The organism is Leptospira sarikeiensis, assembly GCF_004769615.1.
GTDB lineage: Bacteria > Spirochaetota > Leptospiria > Leptospirales > Leptospiraceae > Leptospira_B > Leptospira_B sarikeiensis.
The window spans coordinates 112,030-138,166 of the sequence record NZ_RQGF01000028.1; the positions used below are offsets into that span (position 1 = coordinate 112,030).

Sequence of the window (26,137 nt, forward strand, 5' to 3'; positions counted from 1 at the left end):
CCGATCCGAGCCCGCTTGATAGTTCTTGCGATCGAAGAAAAAAAACGACAGATTTGGATTTCTTTCAATAAAAATTAAAAAGGAAAATCTTAGAAAAGGTTCGGACTATTTCTTCGGATAAAGTTTGAAGCCGAATTTTTTGGCAATGGACCTGAATTTTTCATCCATGGAACAAAGGATTAACTCGTCGGAAATGGACTTTTGAATATGTAGAGCAGTGGCTAAATGGGCGGCGTCCAAGGATTTTAACTCCAAAACACCTTTGTTCTTTCGGATCTCAGTTCGAACATCATCATCCAAATTTTTTAAATTGATCTGAGAAATAAATTCACCCAAAAAGGATTCCGCCTCTTTGAACCAGTTTTTAGGCAGACTCTTGCCTTCTTTGGAATGGATGAAATGTAAACTTCTGAAACTTTCTATCTCGAGCAGAATAGAGGCAAACTTAAGATCGGATTTATTGAAATAGTTTAAATGGTCTTCATAACCTTCCTCAGCATAAAGAATATTTAATAGAAGGCTAGTATCTATATATAAGACCATTTAATCTCTGTCGGCTTGGTAAGCCTCCTTCCAGGCTGAAGAAATTCGAGTTTTGGTTCCAGCATTTAATAAGACCGACTTTGGAATATTGATTCCTTTCGCTTTTTTTGCGGGGATGATAGAGTTCGCGTTAGTCGCCTCTTTTAAATACTGATATGTACGGTTCGATTTTTGATCTATTTTTTTGATCTCCGCAATCGGTTCATTTCTATCCAAAATTAGGATAGTCTCTCCACCCCTTACAAAATCCAAAAAACTGCTTAGATTATTTTTTAGATCCTTAATCCCAACCGCTCTCATACTTTTATTGTAGCTACCGTGGCCACCTTTGTCAAGCCTTTCCGGCCAAAATAGTCACTTTCCGATCGCCTTTTCCAAAGTATTCCAAGCTAATGTTGCACATTTAATACGGGCCGGAATCTTCTTTACCGCTTCCATAGATTCCAAGTCTTCATATTCTTCTTTGAAACTCGGAACCTTATCTTCTAAAAGCATTCCTTTAAATTCATGCAGAAGAGATTTTGCCTCTTCTATAGATTTTCCATATAAACTTTCGGTTAGCATAGAAGCGGAAGCTTGGGAAATGGAACAACCCTTCCCTACAAAGCTGATCTCGGAAATGATATCCCCGTTTAGTTTCAAAAAGAGTTCCACCTCGTCTCCACACAAAGGATTAACTCCCTCTTGATGAAGATCTGAATGTTCCATCTTTCCGTGATGTCTTGGATTTTGGTAATGGTCTAGTAAAACTTCTTGGTAAAGACTATCGCTTAAGGACACGGCCAAAGATCTCCTTCACTTTCTTTAGACCTACTAAAAGGGAATCTACATCCTCTTTAGTATTATAAAGATAGAAAGAAGCCCGGCAGGTGCCTGCAATTCCCTTAAAGTCCATAAAAGGTTGAGCACAATGATGTCCGACCCGGATCGCGATCCCTTCTTCATCCAGAATGGAACCTACATCATGGGGATGAACTCCAGGAAAATTAAAAGAGATCACTCCACCTCTTTTACTTAGATCTGTTGTTCCGTACAATTCCAAACCGCCGAAATCATCCAATCGATCCAAAGCGTATTGTAGGAGTTCCAACTCATGGTTTCTGATCTCTTGCATTCCTACGGATTCTAGATATTCCAAAGCCGCTCCGAATCCGATCACACCGGAAATATTCGGAGTACCTGCCTCGAGCCTTGCTGGAAGATCTGCATATGTGGATTTATCTTTCCAGACCTTGGAAATCATATCTCCTCCTCCCATCCAAGGAGGCATCGTATCTAAAATTTCTTCCTTAGCGTATAAAATACCTACGCCAGTCGGACCGAGCATCTTATGGGCTGAGAATGCATAAAAATCGAAATCTTCTTTTTGAACGTTTGTAGGAAGATGACAGATCCCTTGGGCTCCGTCCACAAGTACTTTAGCTCCAACTTCTCTCGCTCTACGAATGATAGAAGAAAGATCATGGATCGTTCCGGTCACATTGGACATCTGAGCGACTGCGACTAATTTCACTCTTTCAGTGATGATCTCATCTAGATTACTTAAATCTAATGTAGAATCCTGGTTGAGGGGGATAAATTTTAAAACTGCCTGTTTTTCCTGAGCGAGCATCTGCCAAGGAACCAAATTGGAATGATGTTCCAACTCGGTTAAAACGATCTCATCGCCTTCATGAATATTCGTACGTCCCCAAGACTGAGCGACTAAGTTGATGGATTCAGTAGTATTGCGTGTAAAAATAACAACCTTAGCACAAGCCGCTCCGATAAAACGAGAAGCCTTGATACGGGTCATTTCATATTTTTCTGTAGCCTTTTGGGAAAGAGCATACACTCCGCGATGGATGTTTGCATTCTCCGCTTCGTAGTATTTACGAATTGTATCGATTACAGATTTCGGTTTTTGAGAACTAGCTGCACTGTCCAGAAATACCAAGGGCTTGCCGTTCATCTCAGTAGAGAGGATCGGAAAATCTCTGCGGATCTTATCGAGATCAAAACTCAAATCCTGTTTCTCCTTGGCTCTTCCATGTCAATCCTCTAACTCTACTTCGACTTCGTCACCCACGATTCTAGTCTTATAGACTGGCAAATCTTCCACTGCGGGCATACAAAGTACCTTTCCGGTGCGAATATTAAACTTAGCAGAATGTCTTGGGCAAACGATTACGTCCCCTTCCAATTCTCCGCTCGCGATATCTTCTCCGTCATGAGTGCAAAGATCCGCAAACGCACAGATCTCGTTCCCAAGTCTAGTCAACCCGACCCTATGATAACGAGTTTCTGCAACGAAAACTTGTCCTTCTTGGATATCAGAAAGTTTAGCGAGTTTTTGGAATTCTCCCATCAGTTGCCCAACATCCTGGATTCTATCATGGAAGATAATTCTTCGCGCACAGATTCGGAAGGAAATTCTCTCACGATCTCGTTTAAGAAACCTTCTACGATCATTTTACGCGCCTCGTCAGCACCGATCCCTCTAGAAGCTAAGTAGAATAATTGCTCTTCGTCAATCTCTCCGACGGTTGCTCCGTGTTCACATTTTACACTGTCTGCAAACACTTCCAATTTCGGAATGGACTCCGCTCTTGCGGTTCTATCCAAAAGAAGATTATTATTGATCTGGATCGCTCCCACATCCTTACAATGAGAAGGAATATGAAGGTTTCCTGTAAAAACATGATGAGCCTTTTCTCTGACTACAGTGCGGTACAGAATAGAACTTTGTGCATGGCTTTCGGAATGAAGAATACGAATTTCAGTATCCTGGAACTCTCTCGCCTTTAAAGGAGAAAGACCTACATAACGTGTCCAACATCCCTTACCTGCAACATTGGTATCGTAGAAGTTTTTCCCCTTATACCCACCCCAGGAAGCAATGCTCGCATGAAACTTTGAATCTTTTTCCTGAACTCCATAAGTTGCTCTGAAATGAAAAGTAGAATCTCCTAAATTTTCGATCGTAGAATATTGAAAATCTCCGTTCGCAGGAGTGAGAAGGATCGTCACGCCGCTCATCAATAGAAGATCTTTTTGAGAAGGTGATTCCCATCTTTCCAAAAAGTTGGATTTCGCTTCGGAAGGAGCTTCTACAATTAAGAATGGAAGAATAATATTTCCTTCCTTGGATTCTATTTTGATCTCAGGAAGAGAAGATTCGCCCTCTTTCAGTTTGATATAAAATGCATGAGTAAATCTGGAAAAAACAAAAAGTGGAAACCATTCTTTAGAATAAAAAGAAAGAGCAGGCTCGGCTTTTTTGAGCACCTGAGAAAGTTTTTCCGGAGAAAGATCCTGTAGTTTAGAAACTTCTGCGCTTCCGGAAAAAGTTACGGAAGAATCGGGACATACCTTTGTATATTCGGAAATTTTAAAATTAGAAAGACTGATCTTTCTCCAAGATTCAAGAGAAGAATCCGGAAATTGAGCGGATGAAAGTAACTTCTCTGCATTACTGCGAAATTCGGTAAGAAGAGAAGGTTCCTTCTTCTCCTTAATATAATCGGAGATAGATTCCGCTAAAAGCATTCCTTTAGTTCGCTCCGGTTAGGATCCAATCGTATCCTTTTTCTTCCAACTCAAGCGCAAGTTCTCTGCCGCCGGTTTTTAGGATTTTACCTTGAGCGAATACATGCACGAAGTCCGGAGTCACATAGTTCAGCATTCTTTGATAGTGTGTGATTAGAAGAATAGATCTTTCTGCAGACTTATTCTTAGTGATCCCTTCGCTGATGATCCTAAGAGCGTCAATATCCAAACCGGAATCGGTCTCGTCCAAAACGGAAAGTTTCGGTTTTAGAAGTGTCATCTGTAGGATCTCGTTCCTTTTCTTCTCTCCACCTGAAAAACCGTCGTTCACGTACCTTCCGATCCAAGTATCAGGAACTTCTAATAGAGCTGTGGCCTCTTTTAATTCTTTGCGGAATTCTTTTACCGGTAAGTCCTTGCCTCGGACTGATTTTAAGATCGTTCTTAAAAAATTTCCGATCGTAACCCCGGGAATACTGGTAGGATATTGAAAGCAGAGAAAGATACCCGCCCGAGCTCTTTCGTCGGTGGGTTTTTCTAAGAGGGATTCCCCTCTGAAAAATATATCTCCAGAAATCACCTTATATTTTGGGTGACCCATGATGACATTTGATAATGTACTTTTTCCGGATCCGTTTGGACCCATAATGGCATGGACTTCTCCCTCACCGATCGTCAGGTCCACCCCTTTCAGGATTTCCTGGATCTCACCGGATTCGGTTTCCACTCCCGCGCGAAGATTCGAGATTTTTAGTAGTTCCGCCACGTATAGGACTCCTGCCTAGGACTATGTTTTTATTCCTAGGGCGGAGATCAATAGGAAAGATGTTCGGAAAGCCGAGACTTCAGTAGGATTCCCAATCCAGGCGAAGGATCAAAACATGGTTCTCGCCCAGATTTAAGGTGAATAAGACATATTGACGTTTGGTCTCGATATCGTGAAAAGGTTCCGTAAACCCTGAAACTCGACTAGAATGATAGGTTTCTGCCTTATGCCGAATGAAGAAAGGTTTCCAGGCATAATTATTTCCGACTTCTGTGAGCAGCCTTGTCCAAGGAAGATCATACGCATCTCTCTTGAAAGTAGGAGTCACTTGGTATCCGTGCATATCACAGATCAGAACAGAAGTGGTCTCCAAAGGAAGACGATCCAGTATATCGTTTAATTTGTCTGTCATTCCTTCTTCCGAAGAAGTTTCCAAATCCTTAAACAAGTCCACAAACTGATCCAAGAAAGATTGTTCCTTTCTTAGATTTTCTAGAATTTCCAAGAACCTAAGACCGGAGAATTTTTCCAAAGAAGTTTTGAGAGTTTTATTAAAACGTTTTTTGTCCTGAAAGTCCAAGGCAGGACGTGAGAAATAATATCCCTGGAGAAGATTAGCTCCCATTGAAAGAGCAAGATACAACTCTTCTTCGTTTTCCACTCCTTCAAAAAGAAGTTGAGAACCGAGTCTCTGGGACATTTCGGAAATTGCGGACAATACGTTTTTGAAAGATCGTCTGTTCAGACTCTCTCTCATAATTTTTATGTCCACCTTCATGATATCCGGATGAATGTATCCGATCCTTTCCAAATTGGAAAAGCCTACACCCAGATCATCCACCGCAATTTTAATTCCTCTTTCTCGGAACAAACTCACGATGTATAAAAGTTTTTCTATATTTCCTTCGAACTTGTCTTCTGTGATCTCGAGAACTAGATCGTTCGGATTAATATCGTATTTATCTATAAGATGAAGAATATGGAGTCGTTTGACATCCAACACTTCCCCTGTGTAAACCATAGAGAGAAAGTTTGGCATCATGTTCAGGAAAATTTTGGTCTTTAATCCGGTTTCCTTCACATGTTTGATCGCTTTCTCACGAATGATACGATCTATATGCACTAAACGGACGGTATCCGTGTCAGGATTATGGAAATGATAACCTAAAGAATGGTATTCGTTTGATTCGGGAGAAAAAACCCTACCTAGTACCTCGTAACCTATTATATTACGATTGCCTACGTCTAAAATAGGCTGGTAATGAGGGATATAGTAACCTTCCCCCAAAGATAGAATTTGTTGTGACTCGTATTCGGCGAGCATGCAGATTCCTTCACTACTAGAATCCGGTTGAAGTTTGCATACAAGCATATTTCCCGGAAACAGCAGCTATAAGGAAGACGAAAGGTAGGAAAATTCCCCTTTTTTTCCTACTCTTTTCTTACATTATGGCAAATTATTTGTTTTCTTTTGTGTGAAATCCCCGTCTCCAAACGGATTTTCCGAAGGAAATCAAACCGACTAATATAGATTAGCTGATCAAATTCAGATGAAAGAACATTTAGGATCCATTCTACATCCTTCCACCTTAGAACCTCTTTTTGGAAAATACTTCGGTCCTGTCCAAATAGACAATTCGAAAGAATACAACGCCGGTTTCCTTTCCGGATTTAAATCATTAGATTCCGTTCTAGTAGATATATTGAATGAAAAAATCTTTTTAGAACTCAGGATCTTTGGCACTAAGTTCAAGTCCGGAGCAAGCTTACTTCTTTGGAATAGGCAAACCGGAAATCTACAAGAACTGAAAATTTTAGAAAACGGAAACTCCTCCTTCATCAAGCAAGGAAGTTTTAAGGATGGATATTGGAGTTTTACCAAATCGGACAAACGTTTTAATTTCCGTTTGGATGATACGATCCGACAAGGTTATACCCATTCTGCGATTTGGGAAAAAAACCTGAACTTCCAATTGGATGCTCTCGCTTATACCGGAGATAAAAATAAATCCAACTGGTTTACTCAAATTTCTCCTTCTGGCAAAGATTGGGTATTTCAACACCATTCCCCGAATCTAAATTTAGAAGGGCAACTCTCTTGGAACGATCTATCGGTCCCTTTAGAGAACGGAATTTTATCTTATACAGTTTCTAAAGGATATAGTTCAGAAGGTTTTCCTTTGGAAAATCGGATCTATCTGCAAATCGGTGCAAAGAAAAAAATCCATCTCTATATTGAAGAGGAAATCCTTGTTTGGACAGAAGGAGAAATTCTGAACTTAGGAGAACCGATCTGGACAAACCAAGGAAAGAAGAAGATCCTAAAAGACAAAAATTCCAAACTCGAATTTGAGTTAGAACCGGAATTAGAAGCAAGTTTCCTGAGGCCAAAGAACCTGAAATCGGAGAATTTTATCAAAACATTATATACTGTTTCCGGTTGGATCAAAACTAAGACAAAGAAGGAAAAGATCACAAACGGGATTTCTATTTTGGAAAAAAAGTCTTAAGAAGCGATAAGAAGATCTAAAACGGTTTTGCCGTCCATCTCTCCAGTGATCGGATTCATCGCTCTTTCAGGGTGAGGCATCATTCCTGCAACCTTGAAATCGGAAGAACAAATTCCTGCGATATCGTCCAAACTTCCGTTCGGATTATCTCCAGCGTATAGGAATAAGATCCTACCTTCATCCTTCAATTGTTTGCGCACATCTGCGGAAGCAAAATAACAACCGTCTCCATGAGCAACCGGAACACGAAGGACTTGATCGTTTGAAAGTTTTCCGCTGATCTTATTCGAGTCTGAGGCCTTTTTTAAGCCTACAGTCCTACAAACGTATTTTAGATTTCTATTACGTATTAATGCGCCGGGAAGATACCCTGCCTCTGCAAGTATCTGAAAACCGTTGCAGATCCCGAAAAGTTTAGCTCCTCTATCCACATGTTCTTTCACAGATTTCATTACTGGAGAAAAAGGTGCCATTGCCCCGGATCTAAGATAATCTCCGTAGGAGAACCCACCAGGAAGAATGACTAAATCGTATTTTTCGGAAAACTGTTCCTTATGCCAGACCTTGTCTACTTTCGCCGAATAGAAATCGGAAAGAACTCTAGCGATATCGCTATCACAATTTGAACCTGGAAAAGTAATAACAGCGGCTTTCATTCCGTAATAATCTCCGAACGATAGGTTTCGATCACATGATTGACTAAAAGTTTTTCACAAAGATTGGCAACGGTCTTCTTAGCCGTTTCAAGATCGGGAGAATCCAATTTGACTTCGATGTATTTTCCGACTCTTACGTCTTGGACCGATTTCTCGCCCAATTCTTGGAGAGTGGATTTTACAGTATTTCCCTGAGGATCGAGTACTGATTCTTTAAGAGTTACGTTGATTCTCGCGATAAACATTTTAATAGCCGGTCCTGTATTTCCTTATATGCCGCTTGGAGTTCTCCAATCAAACTTTCCGGAAGATCCGGAGGAGGAGGAAGTTTATTCCAACCGGAACGCTCCAGATAATTTCGAAGAATTTGTTTGTCCATGCTGGGCGGCGTAGTTCCGATAGAATACGAATCTTGCGCCCAGTACCGGGAAGAATCCGGAGTCAAAATTTCATCGATGAGGATCACTTCCCCTTCTGAAATCCCGAATTCGAATTTGGTATCACAAAGTAAAATCCCGGCTCCAGCTACCAGTTCAGCCGCCCTGGTATAGAGGGAAATCGATTTTTCCTTCAAGATTGAGAAGAGTTCGGACCCGATCTCGTTTTTCATCCTTTCTTCGGATACGTTCTCGTCATGGCCCGTGTCGTTTTTAATAGCAGGAGTGAAGCTCGGCTCAGGTAGTTTTTCGGATTCTTTCAAACCTGTAGGAAGTTTTTTAAAAGCAAGTGTCCCGTCCTGTTTGTATTCCTTCCAGCCTGAACCGGAAAGATAACCACGAACCACACATTCGAAATCGATCCGTTTACATTTTTTGACAAGAACGGAACGATCTTGAAGATCTGGATGATTTTGAAATGGAGAAGGAAATTTAGAAACATCCGTTTCTAAAATATGGTTCGGAATATCCTTAAAGTAGGAGAACCATTCTGCGGAGATCTGATTTAAAACTTTTCCTTTTCCAGGAACGAGTTGGTTGAATACTACATCGAAAGCGGAGACCCGATCCGTGGAGGATAAGATTAAAGAATCTCCTAAATCATAAACGTCTCTGACTTTGCCTATATAAGAGGGTTTTGGAAGCCCATTCATCCTTGGATAACCATGAGAGCGATATCGTCGTCGTGAGTCATTTTTCCTGAGTGAGCCAGGATCTTTTCCAAAGAGAAATTTAAGATATCCATCTTGGATTCCACTGCTTCTTTTAGGATCTTCTTCAGACTTTCTTCGCCTAAAATATTATAGTTCTCGTCCGTTATTTCAGTGGCACCGTCAGTGTAAAGTAATAGAGAAGCGCCCTTCTCTAAAGTAACACTTCTAAACTCGTCGTCCGTTCCAAGTTCGATCGGAATGATAAGAGGGCCCATGCCGGGTAATTCTTCCACATTTCCGTCTTTGTATAATAGCGGAGGAGGATGGCCTCCGTTCGCATATTCGAAGTTTCCGGTCTTATCTAAAATTCCGTAAAAGAATGTGATCGAAAAATCTTCCGGAAGTATTTTTTCCAATTGTTGCCGAAGAGTTTTTACTTTTTCTACAAGAGTATTACTTCTTCCTAAATTGGAAACCTGCATCTTTACCATCGCGGAAAGAAGAGCAGCAGAAGGACCGTGGCCGGAGCAGTCCGCAATAAACACATGAAGTTTATCTTCTTCGACCCAAGCGTCTATAAAATCTCCTCCGATCTGCATCAAAGGATGAAAGACTGAATTTACTTGAAAGCCGTTCCACTCTAATTGTTTTTCAGGGACCAATTCCTGTTGAACTCTTCTCGCCATGACTAATTCTTTTTCATACTTCTTCTTTTGTTGAAGAAGTTCGTCCTGCAAGTTTTTGATCCGAATGAATGCGCGGATCTTTGCCACAAGCTCTTTAGGTTGAAAAGGTTTATGAAGAAAATCGTCTCCACCGTGAGTGATTGCTTCGTCGAACCCGAGCTCACGATTATAAGCGGTAATAAAAAGAATAGGTAGAAGATTAAAACGATCTATCTCTCGAAGTTCCTTACAAAAAGAAAATCCGTCCTGCCCGGGCATACTCACATCTAAAAGAAGAACGTCCACTTGATTGGTCGCGAGAAGAGTACGTGCTTCTTCCGTATTCATTGCTGTTAAAACCTGAAAACCTAAAGGTTTCAAAGTATGAACCAAAAGTTTAAGATTGATATCGGAATCGTCGACTGCTAGGATCGAGTAGTCCGAATAATTCAATTGGCTTTCCGATTTCTCTCTATCCACAATCCTTTCCCATTATTACAAAATCTGAATTTTTAAAAATTGAAAAGATTTTTCAATCCAACAATTCTTCTCGGATAGCTTCCACCTTATCCAAACGATACACCAATCTATACAAAAGTAAAAAAAGAAGATGATACGCAAGTATCCCGAGCCAGAAGGAAATTCTCATATCAGGATCCATTCCCTTCTTCCCCAAAACGGAAGAAGGGTGATTTCCAGGATTGTCCATCCATCGGATCGCTCCCCAGGTTAAGACAGCGTTCACGCTACAGAATAAACTTAAAAAAGCGGAGAAGATATACTTTTTCGTTTGGTCCAAAACCAAAAATCGAAGTAGAAAATACGCTACCAAACTTAAAACCAGAACGAAAAACGAATTTAATCTGGCATCGGTTGTGTCCCAAGGAGTTCCCCAGGCAAGGTAAGCCCAGATCGGTCCCGAAAATAAAACACCGATCGCAAACAAAAGAGAGATCTTATTCGCAGAAAGAGATAAAGTATCCCAACTTCTTTTTTTAGTGATCAGATATGCAACCGCGCATATGGAAGAAATGCCTGGACCATACAAAGCCACCCATGCCACTGGAACATGAAAATAGAAGATCCGGTGGGAGATCCCCTGTTCTAAAATCACATTGGGATAATACAGACCCAAAAGAACTGCAAAAGGAAAAATCGCTAAAAACAAGAGGCCAAGAATCCAGTCCCAGACCGGGTGCAGTAGGCGAATATTCATACGCTTGGAAGTGTGCAGGTATCCTCCGATTGGATCAAGAAGAATCCTATTCGTCGGAGGTCATTTCTACAAGAAGTGCGCCCATCGAACCGTAAAAAAATGAAAAAGCGAGAAGTAGACAAAATGATCCGGTCAGAGAAGAAAAAGGTTGAGACAGGAATTTTCTCTCAGCCTCCATTCCATATAAAAATACCGGAATGGACAAAGGTACAAGTAAGAGTGGAAGTAGGATCTCCTTCAAACGAGAAGACAAACTGATATGGGAAAGACAAACTCCCAAAAAGGAAATACATAATAATCCAGGTAAGAAGAAGACCAACTGTTTGCCGAACTCGTATAGATCTGCCGGAAATGAAGAGAACATTAATGCAAAAAGTCCCATTAAATAGATCGCTGCTCCGGACAATGCGATAAACACCAAAATTGATTTAGAAAAATATAAAATCCAAGGAGAAATGAATAATCGACTGGCGGTTCCACCTCCCGCTTCTCTTTCTTCCCAGGTGAATTGTCCGACTAATACGAATGATGCGACAAATAAAATCGCCCATTTTAACCCGATCAAAGCGACCAGATCGATTTTGCCGTTCCTTTCCAAAGCATAATGAAAAAGAAAAACCATCGCGGAAACCAAAACTAAAAGTGAAAGGATCCCATTGCTTGCTTTTCCTAAAAGCCGGAACTCTTTTCGGATGAGTGAAAGAATCGCCTTCATTTGGAATTATCTCCTAATTCCAAAGTTTTGATCTTAGAGTTGAGTGTAAAATTGCGATCATGGGTCACAAGGATCATAGATGAAGAAGAAAGAACCGTTTCCAAAACTGATTTTGCAGTGGCTTCTCCCTCGCTATCCAGTGCAGTTAAAGGTTCATCTAGTAAATAAAGATCTACGTTAGGCAAAAGAGCACGGACAAGCGCTGCCTTTTGTTTCATTCCTCTGGAATAAGAGGAAACAGGATCCTTTCTTCTTTGCCAAAGCCTAAAGTCCTTTAACCAAGTAATGATCTGCTCTTCCGGACGACAGTCCCCTGCGATCCCTCTGAAATATTCCAGATTTTCTTCCAAACTCAGAGTAGTATAGAGGCCTAGATCATGACCTAGATAGGAAAGTTTCGGCTTTTGGGGAGAAGAAGGAAAACGGATCTGGTCCTTAAATTTATCGTGTTGCAAGATGGATTTCAGTAAGGTAGTCTTTCCGGAACCGTTCATTCCTCTCAGGAATAAAACTTCGTTCGGAAAAACGGAGAAGGAAACGTTCTTTAAAACCGATTTTCGTCCGATATTGTACGATAGGCCGGAACATTCCAATACGGGAACCGATGTTTGCTGTGAGACCAATGAGGACAATTTCCCTTTTAAAAGAGGATTTACAAGGCATAAATTTAGCCAAGCTTCTATCCTTTTTTGTACTTTTGATTTTTCCTACATTTCTATCAGCGCAGTTTAAAATAGGAGATTCCGAATACGCAGGCATCCTTTGGGGAGAGAATGATTTTTTAGATCCTGAATTCTATCAGGACGGAAGCCTGGCAAGATCCGAACAAGACTTTATAGTAGCTGCTGGAAGACATTGGAAAGGAGCCCCTCCTCCATCCAAGGCAAGTTTCGAATACGAAGGTAAACAAATCGTTAATTCAGGGATCTTCAATAATGAGGCGGTTGCACTTCTTCAATCCGCAGACCCTAAAAAAAGAGAAAAAGCGATCTCAATGCTCGAAGCAGGTATGAGATTCGATCCTTCCTTCTTCGCATTCAGATATAATTTGGGAAGAGCCTATCATATAGAAAAAAGATACCAGAAGGCGATCCTACAATATGAATATGCGATCGCAGAAGTTCCCCAATATTATAGAACTTATATGCATTTAGGAGTTTTATGCGAACTCTTGAATGAGCAGATCCAAGCAGTCATATATTACAAAAAAGCAGTGGAGCTGAACCAGTTCCAAACCGAGGCATTGGTATTACTCGCAGAACATTATATTAGGACAGATCTTAAAAATAGGGCCCAAATTTATATTAAAAAAGCCTTATCCATAGACCAGAATAGCCCGGACGCAAAACTTGGGCTTGCTCGATTGGAGATTATGGGAGGAAGGGATTACTACGCTTATAAGATCTTCAGAAATACGGATCTGTATGATGATCAGGGGAAGAAGAGGCCTTATAATAAAAAATTCCATTTCTATTTCGCGGAAACCGCAAGTAAGATCGGCGATTATGTCACGGCTGCAAAAGAATATGATGAGTTGTTAAAGTTCCCGAATGACCCTTTCTTTACGGAATTCTCCCTCAAAATTATAGAAAGAAGAAGAGACTTGGCAAAACGATTTGCGGAGATCAAGGCCGCAGACGAAGAAGCCGAGAAGGAACAGCAATAGCCCTTTTTCCAAACTCGAAAAAGACTTGGCAAACCTAAATAATTCGTCCAATCTTGAGGATGGAGGATCCAATGAAAAACCAAACCAGGCTTTTCGCTTTGGCGACCCTCTTCTTCTTCGTTCCTTTAATGGCCCAACAAAAACAGAAGGTCAATGAGGCGGACGTATTTCAGGACGAAACAAGCGAGTACACCAAGTCCCTTAAAAAAATCATCGTAGGTCTGGAAGCGACCATCAGCGAGAGATTAAAAGACTTGGAACGCAAACACGATATTCTCGTGGTCCTGATGCCGAAGTATGAGAAACGCCAAACCATTGTCACGGAAGACATTCCTTTCCAAGTTCAGGACGGTTATGAAAGTAACTTATTTAAGTACATAACTTTCCAGTTCAATAGCGGAAAGGTATCCGATATCACTTTAGCATCCGAAAGTAAAAGGATCTACTACGAAGTGATGTTCGAGAACAAGAAGATTGTCTTCAAACCGGCAGATTTAAAAGCGAGCGAGGTTACCCACGAGGTTTTTGAAAAAACCGAAGTGACCAGACTCAACGAGATGTCTCTCGAAAACCAGATCAAAGCTCTCAGATTGTTAGAAGCGAGCCTTCGCTCTTCTATCTATAGAATAGACATTCTATTAGCTTTGTATAAGGACAAGAAAGACCGCAAAAACTTGTATCATATAGAGTTCTAAAAAACTCTTTTGATCTAGTTTGCAATGAGCCCCGGGGTTGAATGACCTTGGGGTTTTTTATTGGGCGGGTGTTATATGGAGGGTGAAGGGATATTTAATTTTTTCAAGGACTTGCTAAACTCCCGATCAAAAGTTAAAACTCCTGCTCCAAAAAATTTAGCTGCTCCGGCAAGCACCGCATCTCCGTAATCTTTGATATTTTTTGGCCAAATAGACAATACAATCTCCGGGAAATAGGCCGGCTCAAAATTAACACCTGGATTGATCAATAGATCCTGTATAATCCTATGAATATCCTCTTGCGGGACAGAGTAGATACTTTTAAAAACGAAAACAATTTCGGATATATTATGGGAAGTTAAAATGACTTCGTATTCTAAACGAGAAACTTTTTCCCATAAGGAAACCATCTTGTCATGTTGTTCTGGATTTCTTTTGTTTAAAAAAGAAATGTAACAGTTCGTATCTAAGATCAATTTCATTTATATCTTTTAGAACGTTCTGTCCATGCTTTCTTAATATCCGATTTAATATCCGTCGAACCTTTATTTAAGAAACCTTCGTACTTCAAAAAAGGTTTATTTGCAGCGTCGATTCGGATACCCTTCTCGTCTACGGACCACTCAATTACGTCTTCCATAGAAAGTTTCAAAGACTCTCGGATCTCCTTAGGAATGGTAATCTGATATTTTGAGGTAATTTTAGACCTAAGTTTCATATCCTTACGTTATTAAAAAAAGTAAGGAAGGTCAAGTCAAAAGGCCGGATTTAAAATCGGGTGAACATGCAAAAAGGATAAAAAATTTAAGTAATTACGTCTTATCTCTGAATATCAGGAATAAACTGCCTATCTCATTCTTGTGCAGAAATAGAATTCAATTCTTCCATCTCTACTATTCTAGAACAAAACCTCTTCGCTGATTTTGTATTATGAGTGACCCATAGGATTGTGGTCCCTTCTTTCTTGTTCAGATCAGAAAGCGCTTCCAAAACCTGAAAATTCAAGATCGGATCTAATGCAGAAGTAGCCTCATCCAAACAAAGAATTTTTGGACGGCAGAGTAATGCTCGTAGTAATGAGAATCTCTGTAGTTCCCCTCCCGAAAAAAATGAAGGAAGTCTATTTCTATCTTTTCCTTCTAATCCCAAGATCGGGATCCATTTCTGTAGTAAAGAATCGTATAGATCTTCTTCTTTAAATAATCGTAAAGGTTCTCTTAGACTTTTTTCCACAGTCCAGATCGGATCAAAACCTAAAAGAGGATCTTGAAAAACAGGCTGGATCCATCTAGCCGGAATATCTTTTTTATCTTTGCCGAAAACTTTGATCGATCCGGTTTTTTTCCAAGAGCCCGACAAAGGGAGGTCTAATATAAGTCGTAAGAGTGTGGACTTTCCTGAACCGGAACGGCCCAAAATTCCGAGAAATTCGCCGGACTCAACTTGAAGATCCAATTTGGATAAGTAGGTTCTTTCCGGAGATATTAGGGATACTTGCGTAAGAACTAGGATCGGATCTTTTTTCTCAGACACGAGTACCTGTTTAGTGCTTGCTTAGAATTCTGACAACCAATCCCTTAAAACAATGGCTTTGAAAATTACAGAAGTAGGACCAAGAGACGGACTCCAAAACGAAAAATCGGAAGTTCCTACAGAGGACAAACTTCGTTATATCCAAAAATTGGTCGATGCCGGACTAAAACATATAGAAGCCACTTCTTTCGTAAGAAAGGAAAACATTCCGCAATTAGGTGATGCAAAAGAACTCTCTGCTTCCTTAGATTTTAAGAACGGGGTCCATTTTAGCGCATTGACCCCAAACCTAAAAGGTTATCAAGCTGCGATCGAGGCAGGATTCAAAGAAGTCGCGGTTTTTACAGCGGCATCCGAATCTTTTACCAAAAAAAATATCAATCGTACGATCCAAGAATCCATAGACGGGTTTAAGGAAATTTTTGCAGAAGCAAAGAAGGACGGAATACTCGTAAGAGGTTACGTATCCACAGTGATCGATTGCCCTTACGAAGGCAAAATAGATCCAAAAAAAGTATTAGAAGTTTCTAAAATACTTTTAGACCAGGGGGCTTACGAAATTTCTCTAGGAGAAACAATCGGAACCGCAGTCCCTTCCGAAGTAGAAAACTTATTAAACGTTCTTCTAAAAGAAATTCCTTCAGATAAATTAGCAGGTCATTTCCATGATACCTACGGAATGGCGATCTCTAATGTCCAAAAGTCCTACGAGATGGGGATCCGATCTTTCGATTCTTCTTCCGGAGGATTAGGTGGATGTCCTTATGCAAAAGGAGCCTCCGGAAATTTAGCGACAGAAGATCTAGTATATTATTTTCATAAATCAGGGATCCAGACTGGGATCGATCTTTCCAAACTTTTGGAGGCATCCGCTTTCATGGAAGGGATCTTGCAAAGAAAATTAGCTTCTCGTTCTTATATCGCTCTGAAAGCAAAAGCGGCTTCCTGATCCGGAAGTTTTCGGAAGCAAAACTATGCCTCCTACTCATAGGTCTCCCGTCTCTACAGATAAAAAACTGAAAAACAGTTTTGATACTCTCTACAAAACATATACGAAGCCTGAGTTTTTAGATTCGGATCCTTTATTTTTATGTTATCTATATGAATCTGCAGAAGACAGAGAATTTGTTGGATTACTTTCCGCATTATTCGCATACGGGAATGTGACTGCGATTCGAGGGTTTCTTTCCAGACTTTTGGAGCCTATGGGAAAACGTCCGAAAGAATATCTTCTGAAACATGGAACAAAGATCTGGACGAGTAAATTAGGACCTTATCGATTCCAAAAAGAAAAAGATATTCTTCTTTTTTTACAAGGACTACGACTCTCATATCTGGAATTAGAAAAATCAGGAGAAAGTTTTTTAGAATCTTGGTTTTCTCCTTTAGATAAGAACGAATTCGGTTTAGAAAAAAGGATCTCAGGTTTTCAGTCTAGATTCTCAGAAGTATTAGGATCTTTGGATCCTAGTTGGAAGTCCTACGGACTAGGATTTTTGATCGGGATAGGAAATCCTAAATCAGCACATAAACGTTATTGTATGTTCTTAAGATGGATGGTCCGAAAAGAAGGGCCGGATCTAGGTTTGTATAAGAGTATTCATTCTTCAGAATTACTTTTCCCTTTGGACACTCATATCAATCGTCTATCGAATATTTTGGGAATTACAGAAAGAAGGACTTCCGATTTCAAAAAATCCAGAGAGGTTACGGATTATTTCCAAAAGTTTTATCCGGAAGATCCTTTAAGAATGGATTTCGCTCTTTGTAGATTAGGAATCCTCAGAAAATGTAAATCCGCATACGTGAAAGAATTATGCGAATCCTGCGATCTGAAGGATGTTTGTAAAATTTATGGAAGTAAAAGAAGGAAGGTTGGTACCGCCACGGAGAATTGAACTCCGGTTACCAGGATGAAAACCTGGTGTCCTAACCACTAGACGATGGCGGCGTTTTATTTAACTCAGCTTGAGTCGTTTGGGATTCGAACCCAAGACCCTCTCATTAAAAGTGAGATGCTCTACCGACTGAGCTAACGACTCGAACGTAAGAACACGATATTTTTCGGCCTTCTCTGGTCAAACGAATTTCCAATAGTTTTTTACTGGTTTAGAGAAGTTTCCAAACGCAAAAAAACTAAGGGAAACTTTGTCCGATCTTAGAATCCGGAAGCGATCGTATCCTTTCTGTCCGGTCCTGTAGAGATAAGATCAATACGAACTCCGATCAATTTTTCCAAAGCACGGATATAATCCTTACATGCTGATGGAAGTTTATCGAATTCCCCGATCCCGGTGATATCCGTTTTCCAACCTGGAAATTCTTCGTAGATCACTTTTACTTGGTCTAGTCCTTGAGAAGGAAAACAGTCCAATTTTTTTCCGTTTCTTTCGTAAGCGACTGCAACTGGGATCTTATCATATGCGGAAAGAACGTCGATTTTGGTCAATGCGATGGATGTTAATCCGTTAATACGAACCGCATGTCTCAGAACTTCCGTATCAAACCATCCACAACGTCTTGGTCTTCCTGTGGTAGCTCCGTATTCTGCTCCTAGAGTCCTGAGTTGTTCTCCCGCTTCTCCATGAAGTTCAGTAGGGAAAGGACCTTCTCCCACTCTAGTAGTATAAGCTTTAGTAATACCGATCACATTTTTCAAATGATGGAATGCAATTCCAGATCCAATAAAAGCCCCACCAGTAGTCGGATTGGAACTAGTCACATAAGGATAAGTCCCAAAATCTACATCGAGTCCTGTTCCTTGCGCACCTTCCAATAGTACTTTTTTACCGGCTTTTAATTGAGATTCCAGATAGTATGGAGTGTTGATGATATTCTTTTGGATCTTAGAATAGAATCTTTTGATATTATCTAAAATTTCTTTGGTAGAGACCTCTTCTACTCCGTATAGTTTTACTAGCTCATGGTTCTTCTCATCTACTAAATGTTGTAGTCTGGTTTCGAAATCGCTTTCTCTAAGATCTCCGACTCTAAGACCGATCCTCATCATCTTATCCGCGTAACAGATCCCGATCCCTTTTTTAGTGGTCCCAATCTTCCTGTCCGGAGCACAGTTACTTTCTCTTGCTGAATCGATCAATCCGTGGAATGGAAATAATAAATGGCAGGCGTCGCTGATCAGAAGTTTTTCATAAACAGGAAAACCTTCCGCTTGGAGTTTATCACATTCTTCTATAAAGAATGTAGGATCTAAAACGACACCGTTACCGATTACACAGATAGTTTGGTCGTAAATGACTCCGGAAGGAACCAAATGAAAAACGTATTTTTTCCCGTGGACCACAACGGTATGGCCTGCATTTGCCCCACCTTGGTATCTTACTATAATATCTGTATCTTTAGAAAGGTAATCGATTACCTTTGCTTTCCCTTCGTCACCCCATTGGGTTCCAACGACTAATGTTGCGGGCATAGGATTATTCCTTAGTTCCTGTATCTATTGTATCTGACCAATTTATTTTATAAATCCACTTTTAAGACGTTTTCGAGCGCATCCACATGGATCGCGAAACCGCAGGCGTCTTTTTGAGTTCCGGAGAATAACTCGTATAGATGATCATAAGATCCTCCGTTTAATACCGGCTCCGAACTTCCGGAAACATAACCTTGAAAAACAAATCCGGTATAATATTCCAAATCCGGGATCAATGTATAATCCGCACAGAATTCGATTCCCTCTATTTTACCCAAGGACCCTATAATTTCCGTAGTTTCGGAAATGATCCTCTGAAAAGTTTCGGAAAGACCAAGGGCAGAAAACTTTTTCGCGAGATCCTGGGTTTGGGTCACAAATCCCAAACAAAGAGCTTCTAAAATCGGAAAGATCCTAGACGCCTTACGTTCTTCTAAGAAACGACTGATCTCCGGGAGATTCTTTCTATATAATAAAAAGGACAATTGTCTTTTTTCAGCTCTGGACAGATCCAAAGATTCCAAGACGGAATAAAATACACCTACGTTTCCTAGAACGATTGTTAGAGGGGATTTTAGTTTTATTTTAGAGAATAATCCGGAGATCTCTTTCAAAATTCCTAAAATAGCAGAAGAACCTGAGCCACCGATATGCTCCGCGCCTACTTGTAGGATCTCTTTTCTAGATCCACTCTTGCGTCCGTAGTCTCTGAAAATTTTTCCCTGATAAAAGATACGTTGGTTTTCTTTGCGGTGCGCAAAACCAGCCATCCCTTTTACTGCTTGGACCGTCAAATCAGCGCTAGGAGAGATCTCATTTCCGTCGGAATCCCTAAATCTATACAGAGCGGAAGAATCTTCCGCAGACATTGTAAGTAAAAACGAGGAAGAATAATCGAAAGAAGGTAAAAATACCTCTGAGTAGCCGAAACTTTTCAGACTGGAGCTAAAAGAATCCAGAAGATTCCGTCTTTCCGAACTCTCGTTCGGTCCGAAAAAATGAAATCCGTCCGGGATCCATTTTTTCTCGCTAAACTCTGGAGGATTATGTGTCATCTGTTCTGTACGAAAGCCCCAAAGAACAGTTCCTTTTGCCTAGGGTAGAATTCAAATCGTTTTTCCCAAAAAATAGAATGACAATAAGCCTTCCAAGGATAGAAAGTATTCTCCGGAAATCGCGTATCGAACCTTAAAGTTCGAGCTCTAAGCACCGAAACCAGATTAACCGCAAGAACCAAGACAGAGACGTACCATGGCAGAAAAAGAACAATCCGTCGGAAGATGGCAGAAGGAATTCTTCGAGAACATTCACCTTTTCAAAAGATCAGGTATGAGCGAAGAAGAAGCTAAAAAGATACTTCAGAAATTTCTTTACCTTTGTTCCGTGACCCCGATGCCCCCTGTCATGGATGTTTTCAAAGAACCTTCAATTCTAGAAAGGATCGGTGTATACACTCCGCCCGAAAAAAAGGCGAGAGAGTTCATGATCGAATTCCTCTCCCCTATCATGAAATTTTTTACGGTAGAAGGGGTCGAAAATTTAGCCGCAGTAAAACCTTTGATCGGAAAATTCCCGGTCACTCTGATTTCCAATCACCTGAGCCATTTGGACGCTCCTGCAATTTTCCATCTTTTATATCACGCTTCGCCTGAAGGAAGAGAAGTCGCAGAACAACTCGTATTTATCGCGGGACGTTTGGCGTATGAGCCTGATTTCACAAGGCTCGGATTGTATATGTTCGGGACATTACTTGTCTGTTCTAAAAGAGATATGGCGGATAACCCGAGCCTTTCGGATCTAATGACCAAGATCAATATGAGAGCCTTCCGACATTCTCAAAAACTACAACAGGAAGGAAAGATTGCTGCGATCTTCCCGGAAGGAACTCGTTCTAGAGACGGAAGACTGATGCCTTTCGTGGATACAGTTTACCATTACGTAGCTAACAAGATCATTCTACCAATTTCATTGGAGAAGACCGACAAAATTCTTCCTACAACAAGTTTATTGTTCAATCAGGTCGCAGGAAAACTTACTATCGGCAAACCTGTATTAGTCGGAGAATTGAGTAAGAAGGAAATGGCTCATTTCCCTAAAGACATAGAACATCTTCCTTTCCCGGAACATGGAGATAAGAAACAATTCCTGATCGATAATTTGGCCCTACTCGTCGGTCAAAACCTGAACAAACACCAACACGGGATTTACAGGAACTTATACAGCGCAGATGCAAGAGATCAGAACAAACTGATCAAGATCCCTAAAGAGCCTAAAGAAAAAGTGGTGGTGATCGGGAATAGCAGTATGGGGATCGCGATCGCGACCGTGCTTGCAAATAAAGATGTGAGTGTTTTCGTTTATCACCCGGACAAAGAATATACTTCTCAATCCAATTTAGAGAGAAGAGATCTAAGGACTTATTCCTTATACAAACTTCCTCCAAATTTAATATTCACTTCAGATCCGGAAGATCTAAAAACGGCAACCTTGTTTATCCAAGGCACAAATCCTTGGGAATTGCATACGATCTATCCGGACTTACAACCTTATCTTTCCAAAAATAAGGCTCCTTTCTTCAATATCATCAAAGGATTTACAAGCGCGGGTTTGATCCTTGATGATCTGCAACATGGATTAGGGCTAGAAGATGATCGGATCGGTGTAATTTCCGGTGCTTCTTATCCTGACCAAGTAATGGAGAGAAAAATTTCCGGATTCGAGATCGCTGCGGTAAACGAATCCTTAATCCCTCGCATTCAAAAACTATTAACTACAGGTTATATTTTCCCAAGACCGGCGATCATTCCTACCGATGTAAAAGGAGTTCAGTTGGGAGGAGCTCTCAAAACGATTTACGCTCTTGTAATGGGGATCGTTGAGGGTTATTTCCAACAAACTCTGGGTGGGAACGTAGACAACTCTCTCTTCCATCTTTCCAATCGTTTCTTTAACGAAATGGTGAATGTGGGAGTGCAGATGGGCGGAAAACCGGAAACATTCCAAGGACTATCAGGACTTACCGACTTCATGCTTTCTTGTTTCGGAACGGATGCAAAAGACAGAAAGACCGGATACGATATCGCAAACGGACATCCTTCCGAAAAAATGTCCAACGGGTTCTACGGATTGAAAGTTATGCCTAACCTAATGAAAATCGATCCAAACGAAGTTCCGATCATGTATGCGGCTTACGAAGTAGTTATTAATAAAAAAGACGTTCGTAAAGTCGCGGAAGGAATGGAAGAGAGACTATCTAGAGTATGAAAAAATCATTATTGATCTGTTTTATCTTACTAAGCCTCGGATGTGCATCCACACAAACCGGAGGTTCTAGCTCCGGTTCTATCGGTTCAGGCTTTAGTTTTAGTTTCGATAATCCTAAGGTCAAGGTGATCATTCCTGAAATTCCTCAGATCAAAATGGGGCCACACCCTATGGCTGCAAGAGGAGCTCATCTTCGTTATATGGGCTCTGCAGATCTTTATAATCTTAGTATTTTAACTCCGACTGCGGATCCGGGAATGACAGCTATGGATTGTGCTCAATCCATCATAAGTGGAGTCGTTCAAAGATTCGGATTAAAACAAGATCAGTATGCTGTGTTCCAAGGCCTGGATAAGAAAACATTCGCAGTATTCTATAGCATTAAAGTTTTAGAATTTAGCCAGATGAATGCTCATCTGGTCTCCTCTGCAGCGGGTAAATATTGTATAGAAGTGCATGTTTCCAAAATGACCAGCTCTGAAGCAGAAGCTAAAGATTGGAATAAGGGAATGCCGAATGCAAGGATTATAGAAAATCCTTAATCCCCCGCAACGAAGATCGTCAACTTCCAATCTTTGTTCTTCAAAGTAAAAAAAGCTCTGTAATCAACGGAGCTTCTTAAATAAGTATCACAGATATATCCGCTCTTTCCGGAAGCTAAACATACTTTTTGCCAAGAGCAAGTCCCAGATTGGATCGCTTCTTTAGAATCTAATTGAACGATTTGATAACTGATCGTATCGATGATCTTGGATTGAACATCCGGCTTCTCCCGAACATTTACATTCTTACCGCTTGCCCATGTGTATTCGAATGCATCCAGTTTGTCCGGAAATTTTGAGAATATTGTAGGAGAAATGAATTGGTTTGTTTCATCTCGAACGATCCCGAGACGCAAAGTATTTGCTAATGTTGTCCAGATTTCGGACTTTTCCGGATTTTTATCCAGCTTCCATTCTGTCCAAAAACCTTTTTTACCGGAGTCCGCACCAAAACTGAATTTGATATCAGGATCAACGATCTTCTCCAGAAATTTTATATCCTTGGATTGGATCGCTTGGTCCAATTTCTTTTTGAATTCCGTAAAACTTTTGTCCTTACCGGATTCGTGGGTAGGAAGAACAGTATACTCTTGGAATTTTTTACAAGGTTCTGCAGATGACGCTTGGGCAAAAATGAAACAGAAGAAGAAAACGAATAAGAAAGATCTCATGATACTTCCAACAAATCTTTCTTATCGAATTTCTACTAAAATCTGGCTATTTAGGACCGTTTACGAAAATTTCCAATAATCCTTCCGCAAGAGCTTCGATCTCGCTAGATCTTTCTCTCAGGATACGGAAAGTCTTTTGCATCGCGATCTCGGTTTCTTCCTTAGGAACTCCGAAGGTGGTCAGACCTAATTGGATCACTGTCGCCATCATTCTGAGTCGATCGACCTGGCCGGAGTAGACCATTTCTTCCAACAAACTTTGGAACACACCTCTAAAAGCCAATGTGCGGATCAGATAATCTTGTTCGTCGAAATTCGGATTATATTTTTCGAATAGGATCTTACTTCTATGGGATCCTCGATTCCCGATCATCTCGGTAACGCCTTGGGTCCTGTATGCTGCCAAATACGTTTCGGCGATGGTTAGTTTCTTTTGGCAAAGATAGAATTGGAGTCCAATTTCCATCGCAAATACCAAAGGAGGATCCATCTCGCCTACTAGGCGTTCGGCGATCTCTCCCGCTTCATTAAATACCTCTCCCGCTATTGCGAGAAGTATCTCTTCCTTATTTTTGAAAAAATGATAGAGACTACCTGTGGTAATTTCCGCTTCTTCAATGATCCTACGGATGGTTGCCTTTTCGTAACCTTCGCTTACAAAAAGTTTTCGGGAAACTTCTAATATTTTTGCCCGAACTCGATTGGACTGTTCTATTCTCTTCATCAGTTGACACCCTTGCCTCAACCGAGTTTCTGAAATTCTATACGCGAATTACAAAATTATCCATACCCTAAACAGTATATTCATAAGGAGTCCCTTATGGGATGGCTCGGTTAACTTTATCTATGTTTATTCAAGATCGCATAATGCGTCTTATTCGCTTCATATAGTTTTTTGAATACGGAAAAATTTCTATCATATACTGCTTTGTTCGCAGAATTCGGTGTCCATCTTTCCTTACTCGGAACTAAATTTTTAATCTCCCCGAAAGAGTTTATTTTACCTAACCCCAAAGCAGCGATTGCCGCGGCACCCGTCGCCCCTGCATTTTGAGGATGTTCTATTGTTTCTATAGTTTTCCCAGTAATATCCGCCAATATCTGACAAATAATCGGAGAACGTGCCACTCCCCCTACGAATCGAATCGTAGAAGAAGCTGGTATTTTAGCTTCTGATAATTCCAATATCCAACGTTTATGAAAGGAAATACCTTCTATTACTGCGCGGATCAATTTTCTTTTTCCTGTATCTAATCCTATATTAAAGAACATTCCTCTTGCAGCAGGATCTTCAAATGGACAACGATTTCCATGAAGCCAAGGAGTAAAGATGACTCCATCACTTCCTGCAGGTGTATCCTTGATCGATTCGAATAAGAATGCAAATAAGCTGGCGTGAACCGCATCTTCCCCTTCAGTTACATTCTTTTTTTCTAAATAAACATCTATTTCATCCAAAGCCAAATGGTCTTTTACCCACTGTAGGCATTTGCCGGAAGTTTCCTGCTCTCCGAAATAATTATAAAGCCCTGCTCTTGCGCCTACGATAGCCGCAATCCTTGCATTGATATCCACGGTTCTTTTTTTAGTGATGGTAGAAACCCAACCGGAAGTTCCTGCATAAATATGAGTGTCTCCTTCCTCGACTGCACCAGCACCGATCCCAATCAGAGAAGCATCTCCTCCTCCGCCGAATACTGCAGTCCCTTCCTTTAAACCCAATTCTTTTGCGGAAACTGCAGTTAATCCACCGATTAGATCCGTGGATTCCACAAGATCGGGAAGATGTTCTAAACGAACACCGAACATTTTACACAAACCCTTATGCCAACGGCCCTTGCCCGGACGAGAATCATATAAGAATGTAGCGAATGCAGAATCTAAAGTCATGGTAGGCCGACCGGTACATCTTGTGGTCAGATAATCTTTCACATCCAACCACTTGTATACTCTTGCGAATCTCTCCGCTTCTTTGGCTTCTACCCATTTATATTTCCATAATGGATCCTTTACACTTCCAGCAACTGCTCCGGTAATCTGTAATGAACGTAGAAGTTTATATGCATTCAATCCTTCTATCTTGATCCCATGCTCGATCCCTTTTTTCATTTCTTCTCGAGCTCTTTGGTCCATATAGCTCATCGCAGGACGAACAGGTTTGAGATCTTTATCTATAAGGACGAGTCCTTGCATTTGGGAGCAGAAGGATATCCCACGAATTTCGGAAGGATCCAATTTCGTTTCTTTTAAGACTTGAGCGGTGGTATCTTTCATAGAGTTCCACCAGTCTTGAGGATCCTGCTCCACTCCTCCGCCTTCCAAAAGAGTTAATCCATATTCTTGTGCCGCGGAATGTACGAGCGTAAGTTTATCTCCGATCTCAAAAAGACAAGTTTTGGTCCCAGTTGTTCCTATATCGTAAGCCAAAACATAGACTTTAGATTTCATGAATTAGATCCTCCGCTGCCCAGACTAGTTGAAAAGCCTGATGAGTGAGCACTCACTCATCAGGAGATTGGAAAGACCATGAAAAAGGGCAATCACTTTTCCGGAATAAAATGGCGGTTTATCCAATATCTTTTTCGGGCAGGCAAGAACACTGATGAGGTACTCTCAAAAAGTCACTCAGAAAATATTTCAAATC

Annotated in this window: 30 protein-coding genes and 2 tRNA genes; 7 read left to right on the forward strand and 25 right to left on the reverse strand. The window is 40.7% G+C overall.

The window, feature by feature from the left end:
* Window positions 1-105: 105 nt before the first annotated feature.
* The 8 genes from EHQ64_RS11755 to EHQ64_RS11790 all read right to left on the reverse strand — a co-directional run bounded on the left by EHQ64_RS11755 (window position 106) and on the right by EHQ64_RS11790 (window position 6,161).
* Window positions 106-543 carry a PIN domain-containing protein gene (locus EHQ64_RS11755; protein ID WP_135649679.1) on the reverse strand — a complete coding sequence of 146 codons (438 nt, stop codon included), beginning with the start codon at window positions 541-543 and terminating at the stop codon, window positions 106-108.
* Window positions 544-843 (reverse strand): type II toxin-antitoxin system Phd/YefM family antitoxin, encoded by a 300-nt coding sequence (locus EHQ64_RS11760; RefSeq protein WP_135649680.1) that lies wholly within the window; start codon window positions 841-843, stop codon window positions 544-546.
* Window positions 844-897: 54 nt separating this feature from the next.
* A complete protein-coding gene (gene sufU, locus EHQ64_RS11765; RefSeq protein WP_135649681.1) occupies window positions 898-1,323 on the reverse strand; it encodes a Fe-S cluster assembly sulfur transfer protein SufU in 426 nt (141 codons plus the stop codon).
* Window positions 1,307-2,548 carry a cysteine desulfurase gene (locus tag EHQ64_RS11770; RefSeq protein WP_135649682.1) on the reverse strand — a complete coding sequence of 414 codons (1,242 nt, stop codon included), beginning with the start codon at window positions 2,546-2,548 and terminating at the stop codon, window positions 1,307-1,309. Before EHQ64_RS11770 ends, sufU begins: the two co-directional genes overlap by 17 nt.
* 27 nt (window positions 2,549-2,575) lie before the next feature.
* Entirely contained in the window at window positions 2,576-2,890 is a 315-nt protein-coding gene (locus EHQ64_RS11775) for a Rieske (2Fe-2S) protein (protein ID WP_135649683.1), read from the reverse strand.
* Window positions 2,890-4,071 (reverse strand): SufD family Fe-S cluster assembly protein, encoded by a 1,182-nt coding sequence (locus EHQ64_RS11780; protein ID WP_135649684.1) that lies wholly within the window; start codon window positions 4,069-4,071, stop codon window positions 2,890-2,892. The genes EHQ64_RS11775 and EHQ64_RS11780 overlap by 1 nt, the downstream gene beginning before the upstream one ends.
* 4 nt (window positions 4,072-4,075) lie before the next feature.
* On the reverse strand, window positions 4,076-4,837 hold the full coding sequence (sufC, locus tag EHQ64_RS11785; RefSeq protein WP_135649685.1) for a Fe-S cluster assembly ATPase SufC: 762 nt from the start codon (window positions 4,835-4,837) through the stop codon (window positions 4,076-4,078).
* Window positions 4,838-4,916: 79 nt separating this feature from the next.
* A complete protein-coding gene (locus EHQ64_RS11790; protein ID WP_135649686.1) occupies window positions 4,917-6,161 on the reverse strand; it encodes an EAL domain-containing protein in 1,245 nt (414 codons plus the stop codon).
* Window positions 6,162-6,387: 226 nt separating this feature from the next.
* On the opposite strand from EHQ64_RS11790, the gene EHQ64_RS11795 reads away from it, so the two are divergent.
* On the forward strand, window positions 6,388-7,347 hold the full coding sequence (locus EHQ64_RS11795; protein WP_135649687.1) for a DUF2804 domain-containing protein: 960 nt from the start codon (window positions 6,388-6,390) through the stop codon (window positions 7,345-7,347).
* Here the strand turns inward: EHQ64_RS11795 and purQ are convergent.
* From purQ to EHQ64_RS11830, 7 genes are read right to left on the reverse strand one after another with little or no spacing between them, the layout of a single operon-like run.
* Window positions 7,344-8,003 (reverse strand): phosphoribosylformylglycinamidine synthase subunit PurQ, encoded by a 660-nt coding sequence (gene purQ, locus EHQ64_RS11800; protein WP_135649688.1) that lies wholly within the window; start codon window positions 8,001-8,003, stop codon window positions 7,344-7,346. The two genes, EHQ64_RS11795 and purQ, sit on opposite strands and share 4 nt — an antisense overlap.
* Window positions 8,000-8,248 carry a phosphoribosylformylglycinamidine synthase subunit PurS gene (gene purS / locus EHQ64_RS11805; RefSeq protein ID WP_100706364.1) on the reverse strand — a complete coding sequence of 83 codons (249 nt, stop codon included), beginning with the start codon at window positions 8,246-8,248 and terminating at the stop codon, window positions 8,000-8,002. Before purS ends, purQ begins: the two co-directional genes overlap by 4 nt.
* Window positions 8,224-9,093 (reverse strand): phosphoribosylaminoimidazolesuccinocarboxamide synthase, encoded by an 870-nt coding sequence (locus tag EHQ64_RS11810; RefSeq protein WP_135649689.1) that lies wholly within the window; start codon window positions 9,091-9,093, stop codon window positions 8,224-8,226. The genes purS and EHQ64_RS11810 overlap by 25 nt, the downstream gene beginning before the upstream one ends.
* Entirely contained in the window at window positions 9,090-10,238 is a 1,149-nt protein-coding gene (locus tag EHQ64_RS11815) for a PP2C family protein-serine/threonine phosphatase (protein ID WP_135649690.1), read from the reverse strand. The genes EHQ64_RS11810 and EHQ64_RS11815 overlap by 4 nt, the downstream gene beginning before the upstream one ends.
* A 52-nt stretch (window positions 10,239-10,290) precedes the next feature.
* Complete coding sequence (gene ccsA, locus EHQ64_RS11820) at window positions 10,291-10,974, reverse strand: cytochrome c biogenesis protein CcsA (RefSeq protein WP_135649691.1); 684 nt, start codon at window positions 10,972-10,974, stop codon at window positions 10,291-10,293.
* Between the two features lie 46 nt (window positions 10,975-11,020).
* Entirely contained in the window at window positions 11,021-11,689 is a 669-nt protein-coding gene (locus EHQ64_RS11825; protein ID WP_135649692.1) for a heme exporter protein CcmB, read from the reverse strand.
* Window positions 11,686-12,312, reverse strand: coding sequence for an ABC transporter ATP-binding protein (locus tag EHQ64_RS11830; protein ID WP_135649693.1), 627 nt, complete (start codon window positions 12,310-12,312; stop codon window positions 11,686-11,688). The genes EHQ64_RS11825 and EHQ64_RS11830 overlap by 4 nt, the downstream gene beginning before the upstream one ends.
* Between EHQ64_RS11830 and EHQ64_RS11835 the strand changes: the two genes are divergently transcribed.
* The gene (locus EHQ64_RS11835) at window positions 12,312-13,355 is read left to right on the forward strand and encodes a tetratricopeptide repeat protein (RefSeq protein WP_135649694.1); all 1,044 of its coding nucleotides are present in this window, start codon (window positions 12,312-12,314) and stop codon (window positions 13,353-13,355) included. The two genes, EHQ64_RS11830 and EHQ64_RS11835, sit on opposite strands and share 1 nt — an antisense overlap.
* A gap of 71 nt (window positions 13,356-13,426) precedes the next feature.
* A complete protein-coding gene (locus EHQ64_RS11840; RefSeq protein ID WP_135649695.1) occupies window positions 13,427-14,050 on the forward strand; it encodes a hypothetical protein in 624 nt (207 codons plus the stop codon).
* 71 nt (window positions 14,051-14,121) lie between these two features.
* On the opposite strand, the gene EHQ64_RS11845 is transcribed toward EHQ64_RS11840, so the two are convergent.
* From EHQ64_RS11845 to EHQ64_RS11855, 3 genes are all read right to left on the reverse strand, one after another.
* The gene (locus EHQ64_RS11845; RefSeq protein ID WP_135649696.1) at window positions 14,122-14,532 is read right to left on the reverse strand and encodes a type II toxin-antitoxin system VapC family toxin; all 411 of its coding nucleotides are present in this window, start codon (window positions 14,530-14,532) and stop codon (window positions 14,122-14,124) included.
* Window positions 14,529-14,768 (reverse strand): AbrB/MazE/SpoVT family DNA-binding domain-containing protein, encoded by a 240-nt coding sequence (locus EHQ64_RS11850; RefSeq protein ID WP_135649697.1) that lies wholly within the window; start codon window positions 14,766-14,768, stop codon window positions 14,529-14,531. The genes EHQ64_RS11845 and EHQ64_RS11850 overlap by 4 nt, the downstream gene beginning before the upstream one ends.
* A 134-nt stretch (window positions 14,769-14,902) precedes the next feature.
* Window positions 14,903-15,583 carry an ATP-binding cassette domain-containing protein gene (locus EHQ64_RS11855; protein ID WP_135649698.1) on the reverse strand — a complete coding sequence of 227 codons (681 nt, stop codon included), beginning with the start codon at window positions 15,581-15,583 and terminating at the stop codon, window positions 14,903-14,905.
* A gap of 52 nt (window positions 15,584-15,635) precedes the next feature.
* Here EHQ64_RS11855 and EHQ64_RS11860 point away from each other — a divergent pair, with 52 nt between their 5' ends.
* Window positions 15,636-16,532: a hydroxymethylglutaryl-CoA lyase gene (locus EHQ64_RS11860; protein ID WP_167882395.1), complete on the forward strand. Its 897-nt coding sequence runs from the start codon at window positions 15,636-15,638 to the stop codon at window positions 16,530-16,532.
* A 25-nt stretch (window positions 16,533-16,557) separates the two neighbouring features.
* Window positions 16,558-17,481 carry a TIGR02757 family protein gene (locus EHQ64_RS11865; protein WP_135649699.1) on the forward strand — a complete coding sequence of 308 codons (924 nt, stop codon included), beginning with the start codon at window positions 16,558-16,560 and terminating at the stop codon, window positions 17,479-17,481.
* Here EHQ64_RS11865 and EHQ64_RS11870 read toward each other — a convergent pair.
* The 4 genes from EHQ64_RS11870 to EHQ64_RS11885 all read right to left on the reverse strand — a co-directional run bounded on the left by EHQ64_RS11870 (window position 17,460) and on the right by EHQ64_RS11885 (window position 20,071).
* A tRNA-Glu gene (locus EHQ64_RS11870) sits at window positions 17,460-17,534 on the reverse strand. The genes EHQ64_RS11865 and EHQ64_RS11870 overlap by 22 nt on opposite strands.
* 18 nt (window positions 17,535-17,552) lie before the next feature.
* Window positions 17,553-17,625, reverse strand: a tRNA-Lys gene (locus EHQ64_RS11875).
* Between the two features lie 116 nt (window positions 17,626-17,741).
* Window positions 17,742-19,016: an adenylosuccinate synthase gene (locus EHQ64_RS11880; protein ID WP_135649700.1), complete on the reverse strand. Its 1,275-nt coding sequence runs from the start codon at window positions 19,014-19,016 to the stop codon at window positions 17,742-17,744.
* A 47-nt stretch (window positions 19,017-19,063) separates the two neighbouring features.
* Window positions 19,064-20,071 carry an ATP phosphoribosyltransferase regulatory subunit gene (locus EHQ64_RS11885; RefSeq protein WP_135649701.1) on the reverse strand — a complete coding sequence of 336 codons (1,008 nt, stop codon included), beginning with the start codon at window positions 20,069-20,071 and terminating at the stop codon, window positions 19,064-19,066.
* A 196-nt stretch (window positions 20,072-20,267) separates the two neighbouring features.
* On the opposite strand from EHQ64_RS11885, the gene EHQ64_RS11890 reads away from it, so the two are divergent.
* Complete coding sequence (locus tag EHQ64_RS11890) at window positions 20,268-22,280, forward strand: 1-acyl-sn-glycerol-3-phosphate acyltransferase (protein ID WP_135649702.1); 2,013 nt, start codon at window positions 20,268-20,270, stop codon at window positions 22,278-22,280.
* Window positions 22,277-22,822, forward strand: a complete 546-nt coding sequence (locus EHQ64_RS11895; RefSeq protein WP_135649703.1) for a hypothetical protein — start codon at window positions 22,277-22,279, stop codon at window positions 22,820-22,822. The genes EHQ64_RS11890 and EHQ64_RS11895 overlap by 4 nt, the downstream gene beginning before the upstream one ends.
* Here EHQ64_RS11895 and EHQ64_RS11900 read toward each other — a convergent pair.
* The 3 genes from EHQ64_RS11900 to EHQ64_RS11910 all read right to left on the reverse strand — a co-directional run bounded on the left by EHQ64_RS11900 (window position 22,819) and on the right by EHQ64_RS11910 (window position 25,941).
* A complete protein-coding gene (locus EHQ64_RS11900; protein ID WP_246048738.1) occupies window positions 22,819-23,493 on the reverse strand; it encodes an SH3 domain-containing protein in 675 nt (224 codons plus the stop codon). The two genes, EHQ64_RS11895 and EHQ64_RS11900, sit on opposite strands and share 4 nt — an antisense overlap.
* A 46-nt stretch (window positions 23,494-23,539) precedes the next feature.
* Complete coding sequence (locus EHQ64_RS11905; RefSeq protein WP_135649704.1) at window positions 23,540-24,217, reverse strand: TetR/AcrR family transcriptional regulator; 678 nt, start codon at window positions 24,215-24,217, stop codon at window positions 23,540-23,542.
* A gap of 116 nt (window positions 24,218-24,333) precedes the next feature.
* On the reverse strand, window positions 24,334-25,941 hold the full coding sequence (locus EHQ64_RS11910; RefSeq protein WP_135649705.1) for a xylulokinase: 1,608 nt from the start codon (window positions 25,939-25,941) through the stop codon (window positions 24,334-24,336).
* Window positions 25,942-26,137 lie beyond the last annotated feature (196 nt).